The 17,524-nt window shown below is 69.9% G+C and carries 13 protein-coding genes; 11 read left to right on the top strand and 2 right to left on the bottom strand.

Going from position 1 to position 17,524, the window contains the following annotated elements; all coding sequences use genetic code 11:
* The 3 genes from hutG to hutH form a co-directional block, all read left to right on the top strand.
* The coding region (hutG, locus tag ACFV4K_RS21740) for a formimidoylglutamase (protein WP_379277183.1) at nt 1-823 on the top strand (823 nt) is incomplete at its 5' end.
* Between the two features lie 117 nt (nt 824-940).
* A complete protein-coding gene (locus tag ACFV4K_RS21745) occupies nt 941-2,350 on the top strand; it encodes an amino acid permease (RefSeq protein ID WP_379277185.1) in 1,410 nt (469 codons plus the stop codon).
* 26 nt (nt 2,351-2,376) lie between these two features.
* Nucleotides 2,377-3,963, top strand: a complete 1,587-nt coding sequence (gene hutH / locus ACFV4K_RS21750; protein WP_379277187.1) for a histidine ammonia-lyase — start codon at nt 2,377-2,379, stop codon at nt 3,961-3,963.
* A gap of 64 nt (nt 3,964-4,027) precedes the next feature.
* On the opposite strand, the gene ACFV4K_RS21755 is transcribed toward hutH, so the two are convergent.
* Nucleotides 4,028-4,618 (bottom strand): LppP/LprE family lipoprotein, encoded by a 591-nt coding sequence (locus tag ACFV4K_RS21755; RefSeq protein WP_379277188.1) that lies wholly within the window; start codon nt 4,616-4,618, stop codon nt 4,028-4,030.
* Nucleotides 4,619-4,703: 85 nt separating this feature from the next.
* On the opposite strand from ACFV4K_RS21755, the gene ACFV4K_RS21760 reads away from it, so the two are divergent.
* The 6 genes from ACFV4K_RS21760 to ACFV4K_RS21785 all read left to right on the top strand — a co-directional run bounded on the left by ACFV4K_RS21760 (nt 4,704) and on the right by ACFV4K_RS21785 (nt 13,778).
* Nucleotides 4,704-5,189 (top strand): Lrp/AsnC family transcriptional regulator, encoded by a 486-nt coding sequence (locus tag ACFV4K_RS21760; protein WP_379277190.1) that lies wholly within the window; start codon nt 4,704-4,706, stop codon nt 5,187-5,189.
* Between the two features lie 170 nt (nt 5,190-5,359).
* Nucleotides 5,360-8,854, top strand: a complete 3,495-nt coding sequence (locus tag ACFV4K_RS21765; RefSeq protein WP_379277191.1) for an indolepyruvate ferredoxin oxidoreductase family protein — start codon at nt 5,360-5,362, stop codon at nt 8,852-8,854.
* A gap of 244 nt (nt 8,855-9,098) precedes the next feature.
* Nucleotides 9,099-10,169, top strand: coding sequence for a Glu/Leu/Phe/Val dehydrogenase (locus ACFV4K_RS21770; RefSeq protein ID WP_379277206.1), 1,071 nt, complete (start codon nt 9,099-9,101; stop codon nt 10,167-10,169).
* A 32-nt stretch (nt 10,170-10,201) separates the two neighbouring features.
* Nucleotides 10,202-11,710: an amino acid permease gene (locus tag ACFV4K_RS21775; protein WP_379277193.1), complete on the top strand. Its 1,509-nt coding sequence runs from the start codon at nt 10,202-10,204 to the stop codon at nt 11,708-11,710.
* 223 nt (nt 11,711-11,933) lie between these two features.
* Nucleotides 11,934-12,788: a thioesterase family protein gene (locus tag ACFV4K_RS21780; protein ID WP_379277194.1), complete on the top strand. Its 855-nt coding sequence runs from the start codon at nt 11,934-11,936 to the stop codon at nt 12,786-12,788.
* A 36-nt stretch (nt 12,789-12,824) separates the two neighbouring features.
* The gene (locus ACFV4K_RS21785; RefSeq protein ID WP_379277195.1) at nt 12,825-13,778 is read left to right on the top strand and encodes a LysR substrate-binding domain-containing protein; all 954 of its coding nucleotides are present in this window, start codon (nt 12,825-12,827) and stop codon (nt 13,776-13,778) included.
* On the opposite strand, the gene ACFV4K_RS21790 is transcribed toward ACFV4K_RS21785, so the two are convergent.
* A complete protein-coding gene (locus ACFV4K_RS21790) occupies nt 13,727-14,632 on the bottom strand; it encodes a serine hydrolase (RefSeq protein ID WP_379277196.1) in 906 nt (301 codons plus the stop codon). The genes ACFV4K_RS21785 and ACFV4K_RS21790 overlap by 52 nt on opposite strands.
* Before the next feature lie 154 nt (nt 14,633-14,786).
* On the opposite strand from ACFV4K_RS21790, the gene ACFV4K_RS21795 reads away from it, so the two are divergent.
* Together ACFV4K_RS21795 and bla are read left to right on the top strand one after the other, a co-directional pair.
* Nucleotides 14,787-16,565, top strand: coding sequence for a penicillin-binding transpeptidase domain-containing protein (locus tag ACFV4K_RS21795; protein ID WP_379277197.1), 1,779 nt, complete (start codon nt 14,787-14,789; stop codon nt 16,563-16,565).
* A 47-nt stretch (nt 16,566-16,612) separates the two neighbouring features.
* Nucleotides 16,613-17,521, top strand: a complete 909-nt coding sequence (bla, locus tag ACFV4K_RS21800; RefSeq protein ID WP_379277198.1) for a class A beta-lactamase — start codon at nt 16,613-16,615, stop codon at nt 17,519-17,521.
* Nucleotides 17,522-17,524: the final 3 nt, after the last annotated feature.

Raw genomic sequence — 17,524 nt, forward strand, 5'->3', positions numbered from 1 at the left:
TAAGAGACAGGAGGGGGTCCGCCGCAACACGGGGCGGACCGGAGCTGCCGCCGGACCAGCCGCGCTGCGGCAGGCACTGTCGTCCATGGCGCTCCCCTGCCCGGCAAGCGCCATGGACGCCGGTGACGTGGCGGTCGAGGACGGGGATCTGGAATACGGCCAGCCGCGGCTGGGCGCGGGGGTGACCGAACTGCTCGACGCCGGGCACTTCGTGACGGTCCTCGGCGGCGGCCACGAAGTCGCCTACGGCAGCTATCTCGGCATCGCCGCCTCGCAGGCCGTCGCATCGGGAGCGCGCCTCGGCGTACTCAACCTCGACGCCCATTTCGACCTGCGCGGCGACTCGACACCCAGCTCGGGCACGCCGTTCCGGCAGATGGCCGAGCGCGAGGCCGAGGCCGGGCGGACGCTGAACTACGCGGTGCTGGGCATCTCCCAGCCGAGCAATACCGTGGCCCTGTTCGAGACCGCCGCGGCCCTGGGCGTGCGATATCGGCTCGATGAGGACTGCACCGCCACGGATCTCCCCGGCGTGCGCGGTTTCATCGAGGAGTTCCTGGCCTCCATCGATGTCCTGTATATGACCATTGACCTGGATGTCCTGCCCGCGGCGGTCGCCCCGGGTGTCAGCGCGCCCGCCGCGTACGGGGTGCCGCTGGAGGTCATCGAACGGGTATGTGACCTGGTCGCGCACAGCGGGAAGCTGGCCTTGCTGGATGTGGCGGAGTTGAATCCCGACCTCGATATCGACCATCGGACCGCGCGCACGGCCGCTCGACTGATCCACCGGATCGCGACTCGGCGTGGCAGCACTCTAGATTAGTTGCCGTCGTGTAACTGCACACTCTTGACACAGTTGTATAGACAGCCCTATACATGTGTGAACGCACTCACAATCCCTGTCGAACTGCGTCGTGAACAACATCAGGGAGTCCGATCCGTGAAAGACATCTCCTCGACCCTGACCCGGGGTCTCACCGCCCGCCACATCCGATTCATCGCACTCGGATCCGCGATCGGCACCGGCCTGTTCTACGGCTCGGCCGAAGCGATCAAGAAGGCCGGCCCCTCGGTCCTGCTGGCCTACCTGATCGGCGGCGCGGTCATCTTCATCGTGCTGCGGGCGCTGGGCGAAATGGCCGTCCGCAACCCGGTGTCCGGGTCGTTCGGCGAATACGCCAGCCAGCACATCGGTCCGCTGGCCGGGTTCCTGACCGGCTGGACCTACGTCTTCGAAATGGTCATCGTGCTGCTGGCCGACACCACCGCCTTCGGCGTCTACATGGGGTTCTGGTATCCCGATGTGCCCCGCTGGATCTGGGTGCTGGCGATCGTCTTCTTCATCGGCGCGATCAACCTGCTCAACGTCAAGGTCTTCGGTGAACTCGAATTCTGGTTCAGCCTGGTCAAGGTGGTCGCCATCATCGCCATGATCGCGGGCGGGATCGCCGTTCTCATCTGGGGATTCGGCATCCACGACACCAGCAGCGGCCTGTCCAACCTCAACGCCGGCGGCGGCTTCTTCGCCAACGGGACCGGCGGCTTCCTCGGCTGCTTCGCGATCGTCATGTTCGCCTTCGGAGGCTCGGAGATCATCGGCGTCACCGCCGGCGAGGCGGAGGACCCCGAGCGCACCATCCCGCGCGCGATCAACACCGTGCCCGCCCGCATCATGCTGTTCTACATCCTCACCCTGGCCGTGATCATGGCCGTCACGCCGTGGAACCAGATCGGCGACGAGGGCAGCCCGTTCGTCCAGATCTTCGACAGCCTGGGCCTGAGCTCGGCCGCGACCGTGCTGAACATCGTGGTGATCACCGCCGCGCTGTCGGCCATCAACAGCAATATCTTCGGCGCGGGCCGGATGATGTATGGCATGGCCCTGCGCGGGCAGGCCCCCGCGGTGATGCGGCGGGTCTCCGGCAACGGTGTGCCGTGGATGACCGTGGTCATCATGGTGTCGGCCCTGCTGGTCGGCGTGGTGCTCAACTACCTGATCCCGGACCGGGTCTTCGTGGTCATCGCCTCGATCGCCACCTTCGCCACGGTCTTCGTGTGGCTGATGATCCTGCTGTCGCACTTCCGCTCGCGCAAACAGCTCAGCGCGGCGGAGACCGCCGAGCTGAAGTTCCCGGTGCCGTTCTGGCCGTACCTGCCGATCGCCGCGATCGCGGGCCTGGCCTTCGTCATCCTCCTGCTCGCCTTCGACGCCGACACCCGGGTGGCGCTGGTCGTCGGAGCCGTCTGGCTGGTCCTGCTCACCGCCGCCTTCCGGCTGTGGGTCCGGCCCGCACCCCAACCCGTTCCGGCGGCCCTCACCGAACCGGCCCCGGAAATCGCCCTGCCCTGAACAAGATTCGATAGGACAACATCACGATGAGCGCGAACACTCTCCGACTCTCCGAGGAAAACACCGCAGCGTCCGACACCGAGGTCGTCGTCGGCGTCGGCGCCCTCACCCCCGAGGACGTGGTCCGGGTCGCCCGCGGCAACGCCACCGTGCGACTGTCGGAGGACGCGCTCACCGTGATCGCGGCCAGCCGCACCCGCATCGAGGCGCTCGCCGCCGACCCGAAGCCGGTCTACGGCGTATCCACCGGATTCGGAGCCCTGGCCACCCGCCACATCGCGCTGGAACTGCGAACCCAGCTGCAGCGCAGCCTGGTTCGCTCGCACGCGGCCGGTTCGGGCGCGGAGGTCGAGCGTGAGGTGATCCGGGCGCTCATGCTGCTGCGGCTGTCCACGCTGGCGACCGGCCGGACCGGCGTGCGCGTGGAGGTCGCCCAGGCGTATGCCGCCATGCTGTCGGCGGGGATCACGCCGGTGGTGCACGAATACGGCAGCCTCGGCTGTTCCGGCGACCTGGCTCCCCTGTCGCACGTCGCCCTCGCGGTCATGGGCGAGGGCATGGTGCGCGACGCGGAGGGCACGCTGATGCCCGCCGCGCAGGCCCTGGCCGCGGCCGGCCTGGAGCCGATGGTCTTTGCCGAGAAGGAGGGCCTGGCGCTGATCAACGGCACCGACGGCATGCTCGGCATGCTGGTGCTGGCCTGCCACGATCTGCGCCGGCTGCTGCGCCTGGCCGACGTGACCGCGTCGATGAGCGTCGAGGGCCTGCTGGGCACCGACAAGGTGTTCGCCGCCGACCTGCAGGCCCTGCGCCCGCAGCCGGGCCAGGCGCTGGCCGCCTCGAACATGGTTCGGCTGCTGCAGGGTTCGGGCATCGTGGCCAGCCACGCCACCCCCGACTGCACGGTGGTGCAGGACGCGTACTCGCTGCGCTGCGCCCCGCAGGTGGCCGGCGGCGCCCGCGACACCCTCGCGCACGCCGAGCTGATCGCGTCCTACGAATTGGCCAGCGCCGTCGACAATCCGGTGGTCACCCTCGACGGGCGGGTGGAGTCCAACGGCAACTTCCACGGCGCGCCGGTCGCCTACGTGCTCGACTTCCTGGCCATCGTGGTCGCCGATGTGGCCAGCATCAGCGAACGCCGCACCGACCGTTTCCTGGACCGGGCCCGCAACCACGGCCTGCCGCCGTTCCTGGCCGACGATCCCGGCGTGGACAGCGGCCACATGATCGCCCAGTACACGCAGGCGGCGATCGTCTCCGAGCTCAAGCGTCTGGCCGCGCCCGCGAGCGTGGACTCGATCCCCTCCTCGGCCATGCAGGAGGACCACGTTTCCATGGGCTGGTCGGCGGCCCGCAAGCTGCGCCGCGCCATCGACGGCCTGACCCGGGTGCTGGCCATCGAGGCCCTCACCGCGGCCCGCGCCCTGGACCTGCGCGCGCCGCTGGAGCCGTCCCCCGCGACCGCCGCCGTCCGCGACCGCATTCGCGAATCGGTGCAGGGTCCGGGCCCGGACCGCTACCTGGCTCCGGAGATCGAGGCCGTTGTGCGCCTGGCGGCCTCGGGTGAGCTGCTGGCGGGTGCGGAGTCGGTGGTCGGCCCGCTGGCCTGACCCTCAGTCTTGTAGGAGAGAGGCCCGGAACCTGTTGGTTCCGGGCCTCTTTCGCGAGCACACGTCAGGCGTGCGGCGGGAACTGGCCGTCCGCTTTCACTGTCGTGCCGTTGAGCGTGAAGGTGACGACGCTGGGACCGCCTTGGGGACAGCACATGGGATCGCTGTTGTTGAGCCAGCGGTAGGTCAGCGAGAGCGAGTTCCGTGTCTGGCCGGTGACCAGCGTGTACATGTACGGATCGGAGGTGGCCGTGCCCAGATACGTGCCGCCGGTGAAGAACAGCACGTGCGTGTACGGATGATTGGTGTCGGAGTTCACCATCATCCACGACAGCACCCCGTCGCAGCCCGAGTCGAGCGCCACCTCCCCCGCCTGCCCGGTCTTCCAGCCGCCGACCGGCGGCGGATTCAGTGTGGCGATGGCGGCGCGCGCCAGGTCGGAGTTGATGTCGAAGCACAGCCCGTGCCCACTCCCCGCGGGAGCGGTGCCCGGCTGCTGCGAGGCGGTGGTCGGCGCGGGACTCCCCGCCGCGGTGGTGGCCGGGCCGGCGGGACTGGTCGTCACCGGGCCCGTCGACGACCCCGGATCGCATGCGGTAGTCACCGCCACCACGGCGGCCGCCATCGCGAACAGAGCCGCTGACCTGGTCTTCATGAGTCCTCCGCGAACACGCTTCACGCCCTCATCATCGGCCGCGTGAGCAGCGATGTTATCGAGAACCACTGTGCGAGAATGCGGCATGAGCATCAAGATCGACGCGCTCGATTCCGCACTGCTCCGGGAACTGGCGGCCGATCCGCGGGTGCCGATCCTGGAATTGGCGCAGCGGCTCGGGATCGCGCGGAACACCGTGCAGGCGCGGATGAAACGGCTGGAGGCGGCCGGGGTGGTCCGGGGGTATCCGCCGGACGTGGATCTCGAGGCCATCGGGTTCGCGGTGCACGCGTTCCTCGGCATCGAACTGGACCAGAACAAGATGAACGACATCGTGGAGTCGTTGCGCGCGTTCCCGAACGTGCTCGAGGTGCACGCCACCACCGGGCGCGGCGACCTGCTGGTCCGGGTGGCGGCCCGGTCGCAGCCGGACCTGCTCGGCGTCATCCAGCGGGTGCACGCCATCACCGGGGTCAAGCACACCGAGACCATGCTGGCGCTGGCGACGCCGATCGAATACCGGTCGCTGCCGCTCGTCGAGCATCTGACCAGTCACCCGGCCCCCGGCTGACCAGAATGCTGCGCCCGTCACAGTGTTCCAGATCACTTTTGAGCAGTCTGATCAACTTTTCGCCCGACTGTTGACACAGATCACCCTTCACGGCAGATTTCGCAGCACCGATCGCTTGGTCCCTTCGTTGCAGCTCACAATCTGAGCTGTGGAGAGTGTGGTGACTGTTCATGACCGACGTTGCCTGCGCGCCTGCACCACAGGCCGAACCGGCTACGCCCTACGACCTCGCCGACCGCTACCGGTCCGGCGCGGGTCCGGTCCTCCTCACCGGCGTGCAGGCCATCGCCCGCCTGCTGGTGGAACAGCAGGTGCGGGATATGCGCGCCGGTCACCGGGTCGCGACCTTCGTGTCCGGGTATCAGGGCAGCCCGCTGGGCGGGGTCGACAAGATGCTGCTGGGCATGCCGACCGTGCTGACCGAACACGACATCGCCTTCGTGCCAGGCTTCAACGAGGAGCTCGCGGCCACCGCGGTCTGGGGTAGCCAGGCCGATCTGCCCGCCGGGACGCCGACCCACGACGGCGTGGTCGGGGTCTGGTACGGCAAGGGCCCCGGCGTGGACCGGGCCACCGACGCCATCCGGCACGCGAACATGTACGGGGTGAATCCGCGCGGCGGCGTGCTGCTGCTGGTCGGCGACGACCCGGCCTCGAAGTCCTCGACCGTGCCCGCGGTGAGCGAGCGGTCGCTGGCCGCCATGGGTGTGCCGGTGCTGTTCCCTCGCAATGCCCGCGAGATCATCACCATGGGGATGCAGGGCATCGCGTTGTCGCGGGCCTCGGGGTGCGTCGTGGCGCTGAAGATCGTGGCCGATGTCGCCGACGGGGCCTGGACGGTGGACGGCTCGGTCGCGAACCTGCCCATCGCGGTGCCCGAAGTGCAGTGGGAGGGCAGGACTTTCGCCTACCGGCAGCGGCCCATGGCGGCCCCCGCCGACAGCGTGCTCGCCGAGGCCGATCTGTACGGGCCGCGCTGGGCCACCGTGCGCGCCTTCGGGGCCGCCAATGATCTCGATGTCATCGAGGTCGATCCGGTCCACGCGCGGATCGGGATCGCGGCCACCGGCACCACCTTCGACGCGGTCCGGCAGGGCCTGCACGATCTCGGCGTCGACGAGGCGGCCATGCACCGGGCCGGCATCCGCCTGCTGCGCATCGGCATGCCGTATCCCGTCGGCGCGCAGCGGGTCACCGAGTTCGCGCGCGGCCTGGAACAGATCATCGTGGTGGAGGACAAGACCGCCTTCGTCGAGACCCAGATCCGCGAGATCCTGTACGGCACCGCCGACGCCCCGCGCATCCTCGGCAAGCTGGACGGGGCCGGGCGGCCGCTCATGCCGTTCGACGGCGAGCTCACCGCCGGCCGTCTACTCGGCCCGCTGCGCCGGGTGCTGCGCGAACACGTCGAGCTGAAGAAGGCTCCGCCCCCGGCGCTGTCGCTGGAGGTGCTGTCCGCCAAGCGCACCCCGTACTTCTGCAGCGGCTGCCCGCACAACCGTTCCACCGCCCTGCCCGAGGGGTCCATCGGCGGTGGCGGCATCGGCTGCCACACCCTGGTCACCCTGTCCGGGCGCAGCGACAGCGCGGTCACCGGCCTCACCCAGATGGGCGGCGAGGGCAGCCAGTGGATCGGGCAGGCCCCGTTCACCGATGTGCCGCACCTGTTCCAGAACATCGGCGACGGGACCTTCTTCCACTCCGGCCAGCTGGCCGTGCAGGCGTGTGTGGCGGCGGGGGTGAACATCACCTACAAGCTGCTCTACAACGAGGTCGTCGCCATGACCGGCGCGCAGGACGTGGAAGGCGGGCTGACGGTCGCCAAGCTGACCCACAAGCTGACCATGGAAGGCGTCCGGCAGATCATCATCTGCGCCGATGATCCCAAGCGGCACAACCGGAAAGCTCTGGCCAAGGGCACGCTGCTGTGGCATCGCGATCGGCTCGACGAGGCGCAGAGGATGCTGCGCGAGGTCAAGGGCGTGACGGTGCTGATCTACGACCAGCACTGCGCGGCCGACGCCCGGCGACAGCGCAAGCGCGGCACACTGCCGGTGCGCAATACCCGCGTGGTGATCAACGAGGCGGTGTGCGAGGGCTGCGGCGACTGCGGCACCAAGTCCAACTGCCTGTCGGTGCAGCCGGTGGAGACCGAGTTCGGGCGCAAGACGCGCATCGACCAGACCTCGTGCAATACCGACTACAGCTGCCTGGACGGGGACTGCCCGTCATTCGTCACGGTGGAACTGCGGCCGGATGCCAAGGGCGGCAAGGGCTCCCAGCGCGTCCGCGGCGTGCGGCGCAAGCCCACCGAACCGCCCGCCGTGGCCGATCCGGGCCTCGGCGCTCCGCAGGGCACGCAGAACGTGCTCATCGCCGGCATCGGCGGCACCGGCATCGTGACGGTCAACCAGGTGCTGGCCACGGCCGCGCTGCGCGCCGGGTACGCGGTCGAGAGCCTCGATCAGATCGGGTTGAGCCAGAAGGCCGGGCCGGTGCTGTCGCATCTGCGGTTCTCCACCACGGAATTGGAGCCGTCGAACCGGCTCACCCCCGGTAGCGCGGACTGCATCATGGCCATCGACCTGCTGACCGCCGCCGACCCCAAGAACCTCCAGTACGGCAACCCGGACGGAACCGTCGTCGTCGCCTCGACCAGCAAGACCCCGACCGGCGACATGGTCTACGACAAGTCGGTCGCCTACCCGGAGACCGGGCCGCTGCTGGATCGGCTGGCGGCGGTATCGGATTCGCAGGTCGCCTTCGACGCCCTGGCCGCCTCGCAACACCTGTTCGGCACCACCGCCGCCGCCAACTTCCTGATGGTCGGCGCGGCCTTCCAGACCGGCGGCCTGCGGCTGCCCGCCGCGGCCATCGAGGAGGCGATCGGCATCAACGGTGTCGCGGTGTCGGCCAATATCGCGGCCTTCCGCTGGGGCCGGGTGGCCATCGCCGATCCGGCCGCGTTCGCGGCGGCCACCGATTCCGGTGCGGCACAGCGTGCTCCGCGGGTCGCGCCCGCCGAACTGCTGACGGGCACCGGCTTCGACGGCGAGGTCCGGCGGCTGGTGGAACTGCGCGCCGCCGAACTGATCGACTACCAGAACGTGAAGGCCGCCCGCCGCTACATCGACACCGTCCGGGCCGCGTGGACCGCCGAGCGCGCGGTCACCGAGCGCACCGAGTTCACCGAGGCCGTGGCGCGCGGGCTGTTCAAGTTCACCGCCTACAAGGACGAATACGAGGTCGCGCGACTGCTGGTCGATCCCGCGTTCCTGGACGAGGTCGAGGCGCAGGTCCCCGGCGGGGAGAACCTCACCTACAAGCTGCACCCGCCGGCGCTGCGCGCGCTGGGCCGCGAGAAGAAGATCGGCCTCGCCCCGAAATCCCATGTGGCCCTGAAGGTGCTCGCCAAGGGCAAGGCGCTGCGCGGCACCAAGCTCGACCCCTTCGGCTACGCCCACGTCCGCAAGGTGGAGCGGGAACTGCTGTCCCAGTACACCGGCATGGTGCAGCGGCTCGCGGCCGGACTCACCGTCGACGGGTACGCCACCGCCGTCGAGGCGGCGGCCCTGCCCGACCTGGTCCGGGGCTACGAGGACGTGAAGCTCGACAACGTCGAGCGATACCGCACCCGCCTGCGCGAACTCGGCCTCGACGGCTGACCGACAGCTCACCACTCAATTCCACACCTACCCACCGTGTTCCGGCAGCGACCTGATCCTGCCGCCGGAGCTGGGTGACGCGCGCCGATCAGTCGTCGCACAGACACCCGAACCCGCTCGCCCCGGCACTCCCGCCGCGGCAACCCACTGCTGCCGCTGGCCCGGCAGCGCCCGGCCGCCCACCCCGCGGCCACCCACCCGCCGCCACGAGCGGCGTCCACGAAAGGAATCGACCGTGACCGCAATGCACACCGACGCAGGGGTTTTCGGCCGCTCGCACGAATTGAGCGCCCGGCGACACGAGCAGGTGGTGTTCTGCGAGGACGACCGCAGCGGACTCAAGGCGATCATCGCGATCCACTCCACCGCGCTCGGCCCGGCGCTCGGCGGCACCCGGATGTACCCGTACGCCTCCGAGGCGGCCGCGCTGGACGATGTGCTGCGGCTGTCGTGGGGCATGACCTACAAGGCCGCGGCCGCCGGGGTGGATCTGGGCGGCGGCAAGGCCGTCATCATCGGCGATCCGGCGCAGGACAAGAGCGAGGAGTTGTTCGCCGCCTACGCGCGCTTCGTGGAATCCCTCGGCGGGCGGTACATCACGGCGGGCGACGTGGGCACCAACACCGACGATCTGGACGCGATCGGCCGCCACACCGGCTACGTGACCGGCCGCAGCACCGCGGCGGGCGGGTCCGGCGACAGCGCCCGGCTCACCGCGCTCGGCGTGTTCAACGCCATGCGCGCCGGAGCCGAATCCGTGTGGGGCGCACCGACGCTGGCGGGCCGCACGGTCGGCGTCGAGGGCGTCGGCAAGGTCGGCCGCGAACTGATCCAGCTGCTGCTGGCCGACGGCGCCGAGGTCTGCGCCACCGACGTGAACACCGCAGCGCTGGAACGCATTTCGACCGATCATCCCTCGGTTCGACTGTTGAGCACCGTGTCCACGGCTCCGGTCGACGTCTACGCCCCCTGCGCCCTCGGCAGCACGCTCACCGCGTCGAGCGCCGAGGCCATCGAGGCGAAACTCGTCTGCGGGGCGGCCAACAACCAGTTGGCCACGCCCGCGGTGGAATACGCCCTGAACGAGCGCGGCATCACCTGGGTCCCGGATTTCGTGGCCAATGCGGGTGGGCTGGTTCAGGTGGCCGGTGAGCTGCGGCACGCGGCGCCGGCCGAGGTCGAAGACGCGGTGAGGGGCATCTTCGACCGCTGCCGCGACATCATCGCGGAATCCAGGGCCGAGGGCATCGGCACCGGCGCGGCGGCGAACAGGTTCGCGGAACGGCGGCTCGACGCCATCCCGCGAGTTCGCTGACGCCGCACCGAATTTCGGAAAGGAGACGCACTGTGGCGTTCGTGAGCGGAGTGTTCCGCACCAAATCGGTCGAGCAATCGATCCGGGATACCGATGAACCGGATTCCAAACTGCGCAAGGATCTGACCGCGCGGGATCTGACCATCTTCGGTGTCGCCGTGGTCATCGGGGCGGGCATCTTCACGCTCACCGCCCGGACCGCGGGCACGGTGGCGGGACCGTCGGTCTCGCTGGCCTTCGTGTTCGCGGCCGTCGCGTGCGGGCTGACGGCATTGTGCTACGCCGAATTCGCCTCGACCGTGCCGGTGGCGGGCAGTGCGTACACGTTCGCGTACGCCACGTTCGGCGAGGTCATCGCCTGGATCATCGGCTGGGATCTGATCCTGGAGTTCGCGCTCGCGGTGTCGGTGGTCGCCAAGGGCTGGTCGCAGTATCTCGGCGAGGTGCTGCACGGGGTGGTGAGCCCGGTCGCGCACATCGGGTCCATCACCTTCGACTGGGGCGCGGTGGTGATCATCGCCGTGGTCGGCACGCTGCTGGCGACCGGCACCAAGCTGTCCTCGCGGGTCTCCGCGGTGGCGGTGGCCATCAAGCTGGCCGTGATCGCGCTGGTGCTGGTGGTCGGCGCGACCTACTTCAAAGCCTCCAACCTGACCCCCTACATTCCCCCGGCCCAGCCCTCGGAGCAGGCGGGCGGCGTGCACCAGTCGCTGTTCTCCTTCCTGACCGGTTCCGGCGGAACCAGTTTCGGCTGGTACGGCCTGCTGGCCGCGGCCTCGCTGGTGTTCTTCGCGTTCGTCGGCTTCGACGTGGTGGCCACCACCGCCGAGGAGACCCGCAATCCGCAGCGCGACGTCCCGCGCGGCATCTTCGCCTCGCTGGCCATCGTCACCGTGCTGTACGTCGCGGTCTCGCTGATCCTCACCGGCATGGTCCCCTACACCGAGCTCGCCAGCGGGAACGCCACCCTGGCAACCGCTTTCGCCATCCACGGCGCGACCTGGGCGAAGAACATCATCTCCATCGGCGCGCTGGCGGGCCTGTCGACCGTCGTCATGGTCATGTTCCTGGGCCAGACCCGGGTCCTGTTCGCCATGGCCCGCGACGGCCTGCTCCCCCGCGGTCTGGCCCACACCGGCAAGCACGGCACCCCCGTCCGGCTGACCGTCCTGGTCGGCGTGATCTGCGCGCTCCTGGCCGGTTTCGTCGACTTCGGCACGCTCGAGGAAATGGTCAATATCGGCACCCTGGTCGCGTTCGTCCTGGTCTCGCTGGGCGTCCCGATCCTGCGCCGCACCCGCCCCGACCTGAAGCGCGGCTTCCGCGTCCCGCTGGTCCCCGTCATCCCCATCCTGGCCGCCCTGGCCTGCCTGTGGCTGATGCTCAACCTGTCCATCGAGACCTGGATCCGGTTCGTCGTCTGGATGGCCCTGGGCATCGTCATCTACTTCGCCTACAGCCGTTCCCACTCCGTCCTCGGCCGGCGGAAAGCCCCCGCCGCGGAAGCCATCCCGGACCGAGAACCGGACCCGGTCCCCTAGATCCGCACCCCATCGGTGAAGAACCGGCTGTTCACGAGGACGAACTGCTCCTGCTCCGGGGGCAGGTCGTCCTCGTAATGGATCGCCCCGAAGCGGCTCGGACACAGCGGCATGCCTCAGGGTATGGGCTCGAATGCCGAACGGCCGGAATGGACATGCGGGGGTTTGTCGTACACCGTCTAGTGGGTCGGACGTGGGCTGATACGTTGACCGGGTGACCCGAATGCAGGATGCGACAGCGGCAGATCAGGCGACCTCGGAGGACGAGGCCGGGACCAGGGCGTACTTCCTCCCGCTGGAGTCCCAGCGCGCCGGATTCGAGCGGTACCGGGCCACCGGGTCCACGGTGAGCGTCTGGGCGGCAACCATGCAGCACGGCGCACCGCCCTCGGCACTGCTGGCCCGCGCGGTGGAACGGTGCGCGCCCCGGGAAGGCACCCGCGTCGCTCGGCTGACCATGGAGATCCTCGGCCCGATTCCGGTGGGAGAGATCGAGGTTCGGGCCTGGATCGAGCGGCCGGGCAAGCGGATCGAGCTGGTGGCGGCCGAACTCGTCGCGCCGCAGCCGGACGGCAGCGCCCGCGTAGTCGCCAAGGCCGCGGCCTGGCGGCTCGCCGCCACCGACACCTCCGACGTCGCCCACGCCGCCGACGCCCCGCTGCCGCCCGTCCCGGAGCAGGGCGAGGTCAGCTGGCGCCTGCCCCAGGGGTGGGACCTCGGCTACGTGAAGTCGGTGGACCTGCGTGGCGTGGAGAGCGACGACATCACCCGGCGGGTGTGGGTCAAGCCCATCGTCGAGGTGGTCGAGGGCGAGGAGATCTCACCCCTGGTGCGCGTGTTCTCGGTCGCGGACGTCGCCAATGGCGTTGGCGCGCGGCTGGATCCGCGGCACTTCACCTTCCTCAACACCGACCTGACCATCGACCTGTTCCGGCTGCCGGTCGGCGAATGGATCGGCCTGGCCGTGGAGACCTCGATCGGACCCGACGGGGTCGGCCTGTGCTCGACCGTCCTGCACGACCAGCAGGGCCCGATCGGACGATGCCTGCAGATCCTCGAGGTGCGCGCCCGGGCCTGACCACCCGGCGATAAGGAAACCTATATCGTCGACGGGATGGACCCGCTGCGTCAGCTGCGCTACTTCATCGCCGTCGCCGAGGAGTTGCACTTCGGCCGCGCGGCCGAGCGGCTGCGGATCGCCCAGCCCGCGCTGAGCCAGCGCATCCGCAAGCTGGAGAGCGAGCTCGGCGCGCGGCTGCTCGATCGCGACAGCCGCCGCGTCGAGCTCACCGAGGCCGGACAGATCCTGCTGGTCGAGGCGCGCGACCTGATCGCCCGCTGGGAACGCGCGAAATCACTGGTCGACAAGGCCCACCGCGGCGAGGTCGACGCACTGCGGGTGGGCGTGCCGCCCGAACTGGCGGGCCGGGTGCTGGCCGCCATGCTGACCGCGTTCGAGAACCGCCAGGTGCGGGTGGACCTGCAGGAGCTGACCACCGCCGAACAGGTCCGCCTGCTCGGCGAACGGGAACTGGACGCGGGCCTGCTGCAATATCCCGCCGAGACGCCCGGCCTCGAATCCGGTCCGGCCGTGGAGACCCCGCTCGGCGTGGTGCTGCCCCGGGATTCCCCACTGGCCCAGCGGACTTCCCTCACTCTCGCCGACCTGAGCGGGCACGGCCTGGTGATCTTCCCGCGCGCCGCCGCCCCCGGCCTCTACGACGCCACCCTGCGCACCTGCTGGGAACATGGCTTCCACCCCGCCTCGGTGCAGCACGCGGTCAATCCGGAGTTCGTGCTCGGCATGGTGCTGTCGGGTCGCGGCGTCGCCTTCGACACCGGCCTGGTGGCGCAGAAGGAGCCGCGGGTGGTGTGGCGGCCGCTGCCGGAGGGCACGCTGAGCTGGCGACTCGCCCTGACCTGGCCCGCCGCCGCCCCGCATCCGCTGGTGCGGGAATTCGCCGAGCTCATCGTGTCGGTGGTGCAGGGCGACGGCGTGGCGCCCCCGGCCCCGCTTCAGGACGCGCCGCAGCGCCGCCCGTGGGATGTGGTCGCGGGCAGGCAGTGATCGATGCGCTCGATGGCCGTCAAGGCGGCCGTCCCGATCGCCCGGTCCACCACGGGCTGCCGCCCGGCCAGATTGTGTGACACCGTGAAAACCGCGACGGCGTAACGGCTTCCGTCCGGATACTCGACGACACCGATCTCGTTGCGGATGCCCGGCAGCGTCCCGGTCTTGGACCAGATGTCGGTCCCGGGCGGGAACGCCGACGGCAGCCGATGCCCGTACACCTGCTGGCGCATGAGATCTCGCACGAACCGGCACGCCTCGGGCGGGCCCGCCAGGTCGCGGCCGATGAGCGTCAGCAGGCGCGTCATATCGCGGGCGGTCCCGGCGGTGGTGCGCAGCGGATCCACCGCCCGGCTGCCGAACACCTCCTCCGGACTGGATTCGGGGTAGCGCCGGGCGAATTCGAGCAGGTCACGCGCACCGATGTCCTCGGCCATCAAATACAGGATGTCGCGAATCGACCCCATCACCCGGGTGTCGGCGAGCCCGAGCTCGCGGACCAGGGAGCGGACATTGTCGACGCCGACGCGGTCGAACAGCAGGTCCGCGGCGGTGTTGTCGCTGACCGTGAGCGCGAAGTAGGCGGCGTCGCGCAGGCTGTATTCGACATCGTCGTGGCAGCCCGCCGACCCCACCCCGCCCAGCCGGTCCGCGGCCGCGGCGCGCACCCGGTCGGCGGGATCGAGCTGCCCGGCCGCGACCTGCCGCGCGAACTCCAGTACCAGCGGCACCTTCACCACCGAGGACAGCACCACCGGTTCGTCGGCGGCCCAGCCGAATTCGCCGTCACAGTCCAGACAGCGGGCGTGCACGCGGCCTTCGACACCGGCCGTCCCGAAGATCGCTTCCACTCCCCCAGCATTCCCGGCGCCCGGATCGGGCCGGCAACCGCCCGCGACTTCGCGAGCCCGTGCGCCTTGCGCTGCGACGATAATGAAACGCTTATCGGTTCTCACCCGTGTTGGTCTTGGACACCGGGTGGTGATCCGTGTTGGGGTGGCTGTCATGGCAGCTTTCAGCAGGAGGGCAAGCACCGGTATCTGTGTCGCGGCCGTACTGGTGGCGGCGACCGCGTGCTCGGGCTCGGATCCCACGTCCGGATTGTCCAAGACCGTCGACGCCTTCGCCGACGCGCTGACCCGCGACGACGTCCCGGCCGCCGCGACCGCGACCAGCGATCCGGCCACCGCCTCGACCACCCTGGGAACGCTGTACGACAACCTCGGCAAACAGGTGCGTTTCGAGGCGAGCAAGGTCGAGAAGACCGACGACGGAGGCACCTTCACCCTCTCCGCCACCTGGAAGCTGGGCAAGGACGGCAAGAACGAGTGGACCTACACCACCGCGGGCCGCGCCGAACGCTCCGGCGGTGACTGGAAGATCCGCTGGGACCCGGCCACCATCGCGCCCGGCCTGAACATCGGCCCGCTGTCCTACGCCGTCGCCTACCCCGACCCGGCCAAGATCCTGGACAGCACCGGCGGCCCGCTGCTCACCCAGCAGGTGGTGACCCTGGTGAACGTCGCGACCGGCGCGGACCCCGCGGCCGTCGCGGCGGCACTGCAACCGGTCGCGCCCGACATCACGGCCGCGAGCCTGCAAGCGGATCTGGCCGCGGGGCAGGGGAAGCCGGTCACCGCGGTCGCCCTCCGCGAATCCGATTACGCCACCGTCCAATCCGCGCTCACCACGCTGGCGAACGTGACGACCGCGCAGCAGACGCGACTGTTGGCCGTCGACAAGGCACTCGCCTCACCGACCTTCTCGGGTCTGTCGGATCTGTGGCAGCAGCAGGCCGACGCCGCCGCCGGATGGGCGGTCCGCGCCCAGGGCAGCGACGGCACCCAGCGGGTCGGCGGCCCGGATCCCCAGCCGGTCACCGATATTCGCACCACCCTCGACGTCGGCCTGCAACGGGCGGCCGAGGCGGCGCTGGCCCCGATCACCACCCCGGCGGCCATCGTGGCGCTGCGGCCCTCCACCGGCGACGTGCTGGCCATGGCGCAGAACGCGCCCGCCGACGCGCAGGGTCCGATCGGATCGACCGGGCTGTATCCGCCGGGCTCCACCTTCAAGACCGTGACCGTGTCGGCCGCCCTCCAGGCCGGTCAGGTCACCCCGGACACCACCGTCGCCTGCCCCGGCAAGGAGAACATCGAGGGCCGGGAGATCCCCAACGACAATAACTTCGACCTCGGCCAGGTGCCGCTGCGCACCGCCTTCGCGCGGTCCTGCAATACCACCATGGGACGGCTGGCCGTGCAGCTGCCGCCGGACGGGCTGACCAATGCCGCCGCCCAGCTCGGACTCGGCATCGACTATGTGACACCGGGATTGACCACCGTCACCGGCAAAGTGCCCACCGCCGACACGCCCGCCCTGCGGGTGGAGGAGGGCATCGGGCAGGGCAAGGTGACCGCGTCGCCGTTCGGCATGGCGCTGCTGGCGGCCTCCCTCGCCCACGGGTCGGTCATGCCGCCGACGATCGTGCAGGGTCAACCCGGCAAGCCCGACCGGCAGCCGCCGGCCCTGCCGCCCGGCATCGCCGATCAGGTGAAATCCATGATGCGCGAGACCATCACCGGCGGCACCGCCACCGCCCTGCGCGACATCCCCGGCCTGCTCGGCAAGACCGGCACCGCCGAATACATCGACGACAAGCACGCGCACGGCTGGTTCGTCGGCATCGACGGCGATCTCGCCTTCGCCGTCTTCATCAGCGACGCGGGCAGTTCCGACCCGGCCGCGCAGGCCGCGGGCCGCATGCTGCGCGCACCGCGCTGACCAGCCGCAACACTCCACACCGCTCGAAACCGATTGAAAGGCTTGCTTTGCCGACCCTGAAATACCGCGCCCTGGCCTCACTACTCGTGCTCACGCCGCTGTTCGCGGCGTGCGGCACCGACTCGAAAAACGAAGCCACCCACGACGAGCCGTCGACCACGGCCGCGCCGAGCGACGCCGCCCTGCGGGCGCTCGAGGAGCAGCACGGCGCGCGGGCGGGCGTCTTCGTGATCGACACCGGCACCGGCAAGACCGTCGGCTACCGGCAGGACGAACGCTTCACCTTCAACTCCACGTTCAAGGGCCTGGCCTGCGGCGCGCTCCTGAAGATGCATCCCCTCGACAGCGGATTCTTCGACCAGGTCATCCATTTCGGCGCGGACAAGGTGGTGGCGGGTTCGCCGGTCACCAGCACCCGGGTGGACACGGGGATGTCGGTGAGCGAACTCTGTGACGCCGCCATCACCCGCAGCGACAACACCGCGGGCAATCAGCTGCTCGAATTGCTCGGCGGCCCACAGGGATTGACCCAGTTCCTGCGGTTGCTCGGCGACGACAAGACGCGCAGCGACCGCTGGGAACCGGAGCTCAACACCGATATCCCGGGCGACGAGCGCGACACCACGACCCCGGCCGCCCTGGCCGGCGTCTATCGGAAGCTGGTCGTCGGCAATACTCTCGCCGATCCCGAACGCAAGCAGCTGACCGCGTGGCTGCTCGCCAACACCACCGGCGACGCCCGCATCCGCGCCGGACTGCCCGCGGACTGGAAGACCGGCGACAAGACCGGTACCGGCGACTACGGCACCGCCAACGACGCCGCCGTCACCTGGCCCGCCGACGGGCCCGCGCCGCTGGTGATCGTGGTGCTCACCGCCAAGCCGGACAAGGACGCGGCCTACGACAATCCGCTGGTGGCCGCGCTCACCAAGGAAGCCGTGCACGCCGTGCGCTGAAAT

This window comes from Nocardia sp. NPDC059764 (genome assembly GCF_042732555.1).
Lineage (GTDB): Bacteria > Actinomycetota > Actinomycetes > Mycobacteriales > Mycobacteriaceae > Nocardia.

Coding starts and splice junctions, on each gene's coding strand:
- hutH (WP_379277187.1), top strand. CDS start 2,377: ATGAGCGCGAACACTCTCCGACTCTCCGAGGAAAACACCGCAGCGTCC.
- ACFV4K_RS21755 (WP_379277188.1), bottom strand. CDS start 4,618: ATGAAGACCAGGTCAGCGGCTCTGTTCGCGATGGCGGCCGCCGTGGTG.
- ACFV4K_RS21760 (WP_379277190.1), top strand. CDS start 4,704: ATGAGCATCAAGATCGACGCGCTCGATTCCGCACTGCTCCGGGAACTG.
- ACFV4K_RS21765 (WP_379277191.1), top strand. CDS start 5,360: ATGACCGACGTTGCCTGCGCGCCTGCACCACAGGCCGAACCGGCTACG.
- ACFV4K_RS21770 (WP_379277206.1), top strand. CDS start 9,099: ATGCACACCGACGCAGGGGTTTTCGGCCGCTCGCACGAATTGAGCGCC.
- ACFV4K_RS21780 (WP_379277194.1), top strand. CDS start 11,934: ATGCAGGATGCGACAGCGGCAGATCAGGCGACCTCGGAGGACGAGGCC.
- ACFV4K_RS21785 (WP_379277195.1), top strand. CDS start 12,825: ATGGACCCGCTGCGTCAGCTGCGCTACTTCATCGCCGTCGCCGAGGAG.
- ACFV4K_RS21795 (WP_379277197.1), top strand. CDS start 14,787: ATGGCAGCTTTCAGCAGGAGGGCAAGCACCGGTATCTGTGTCGCGGCC.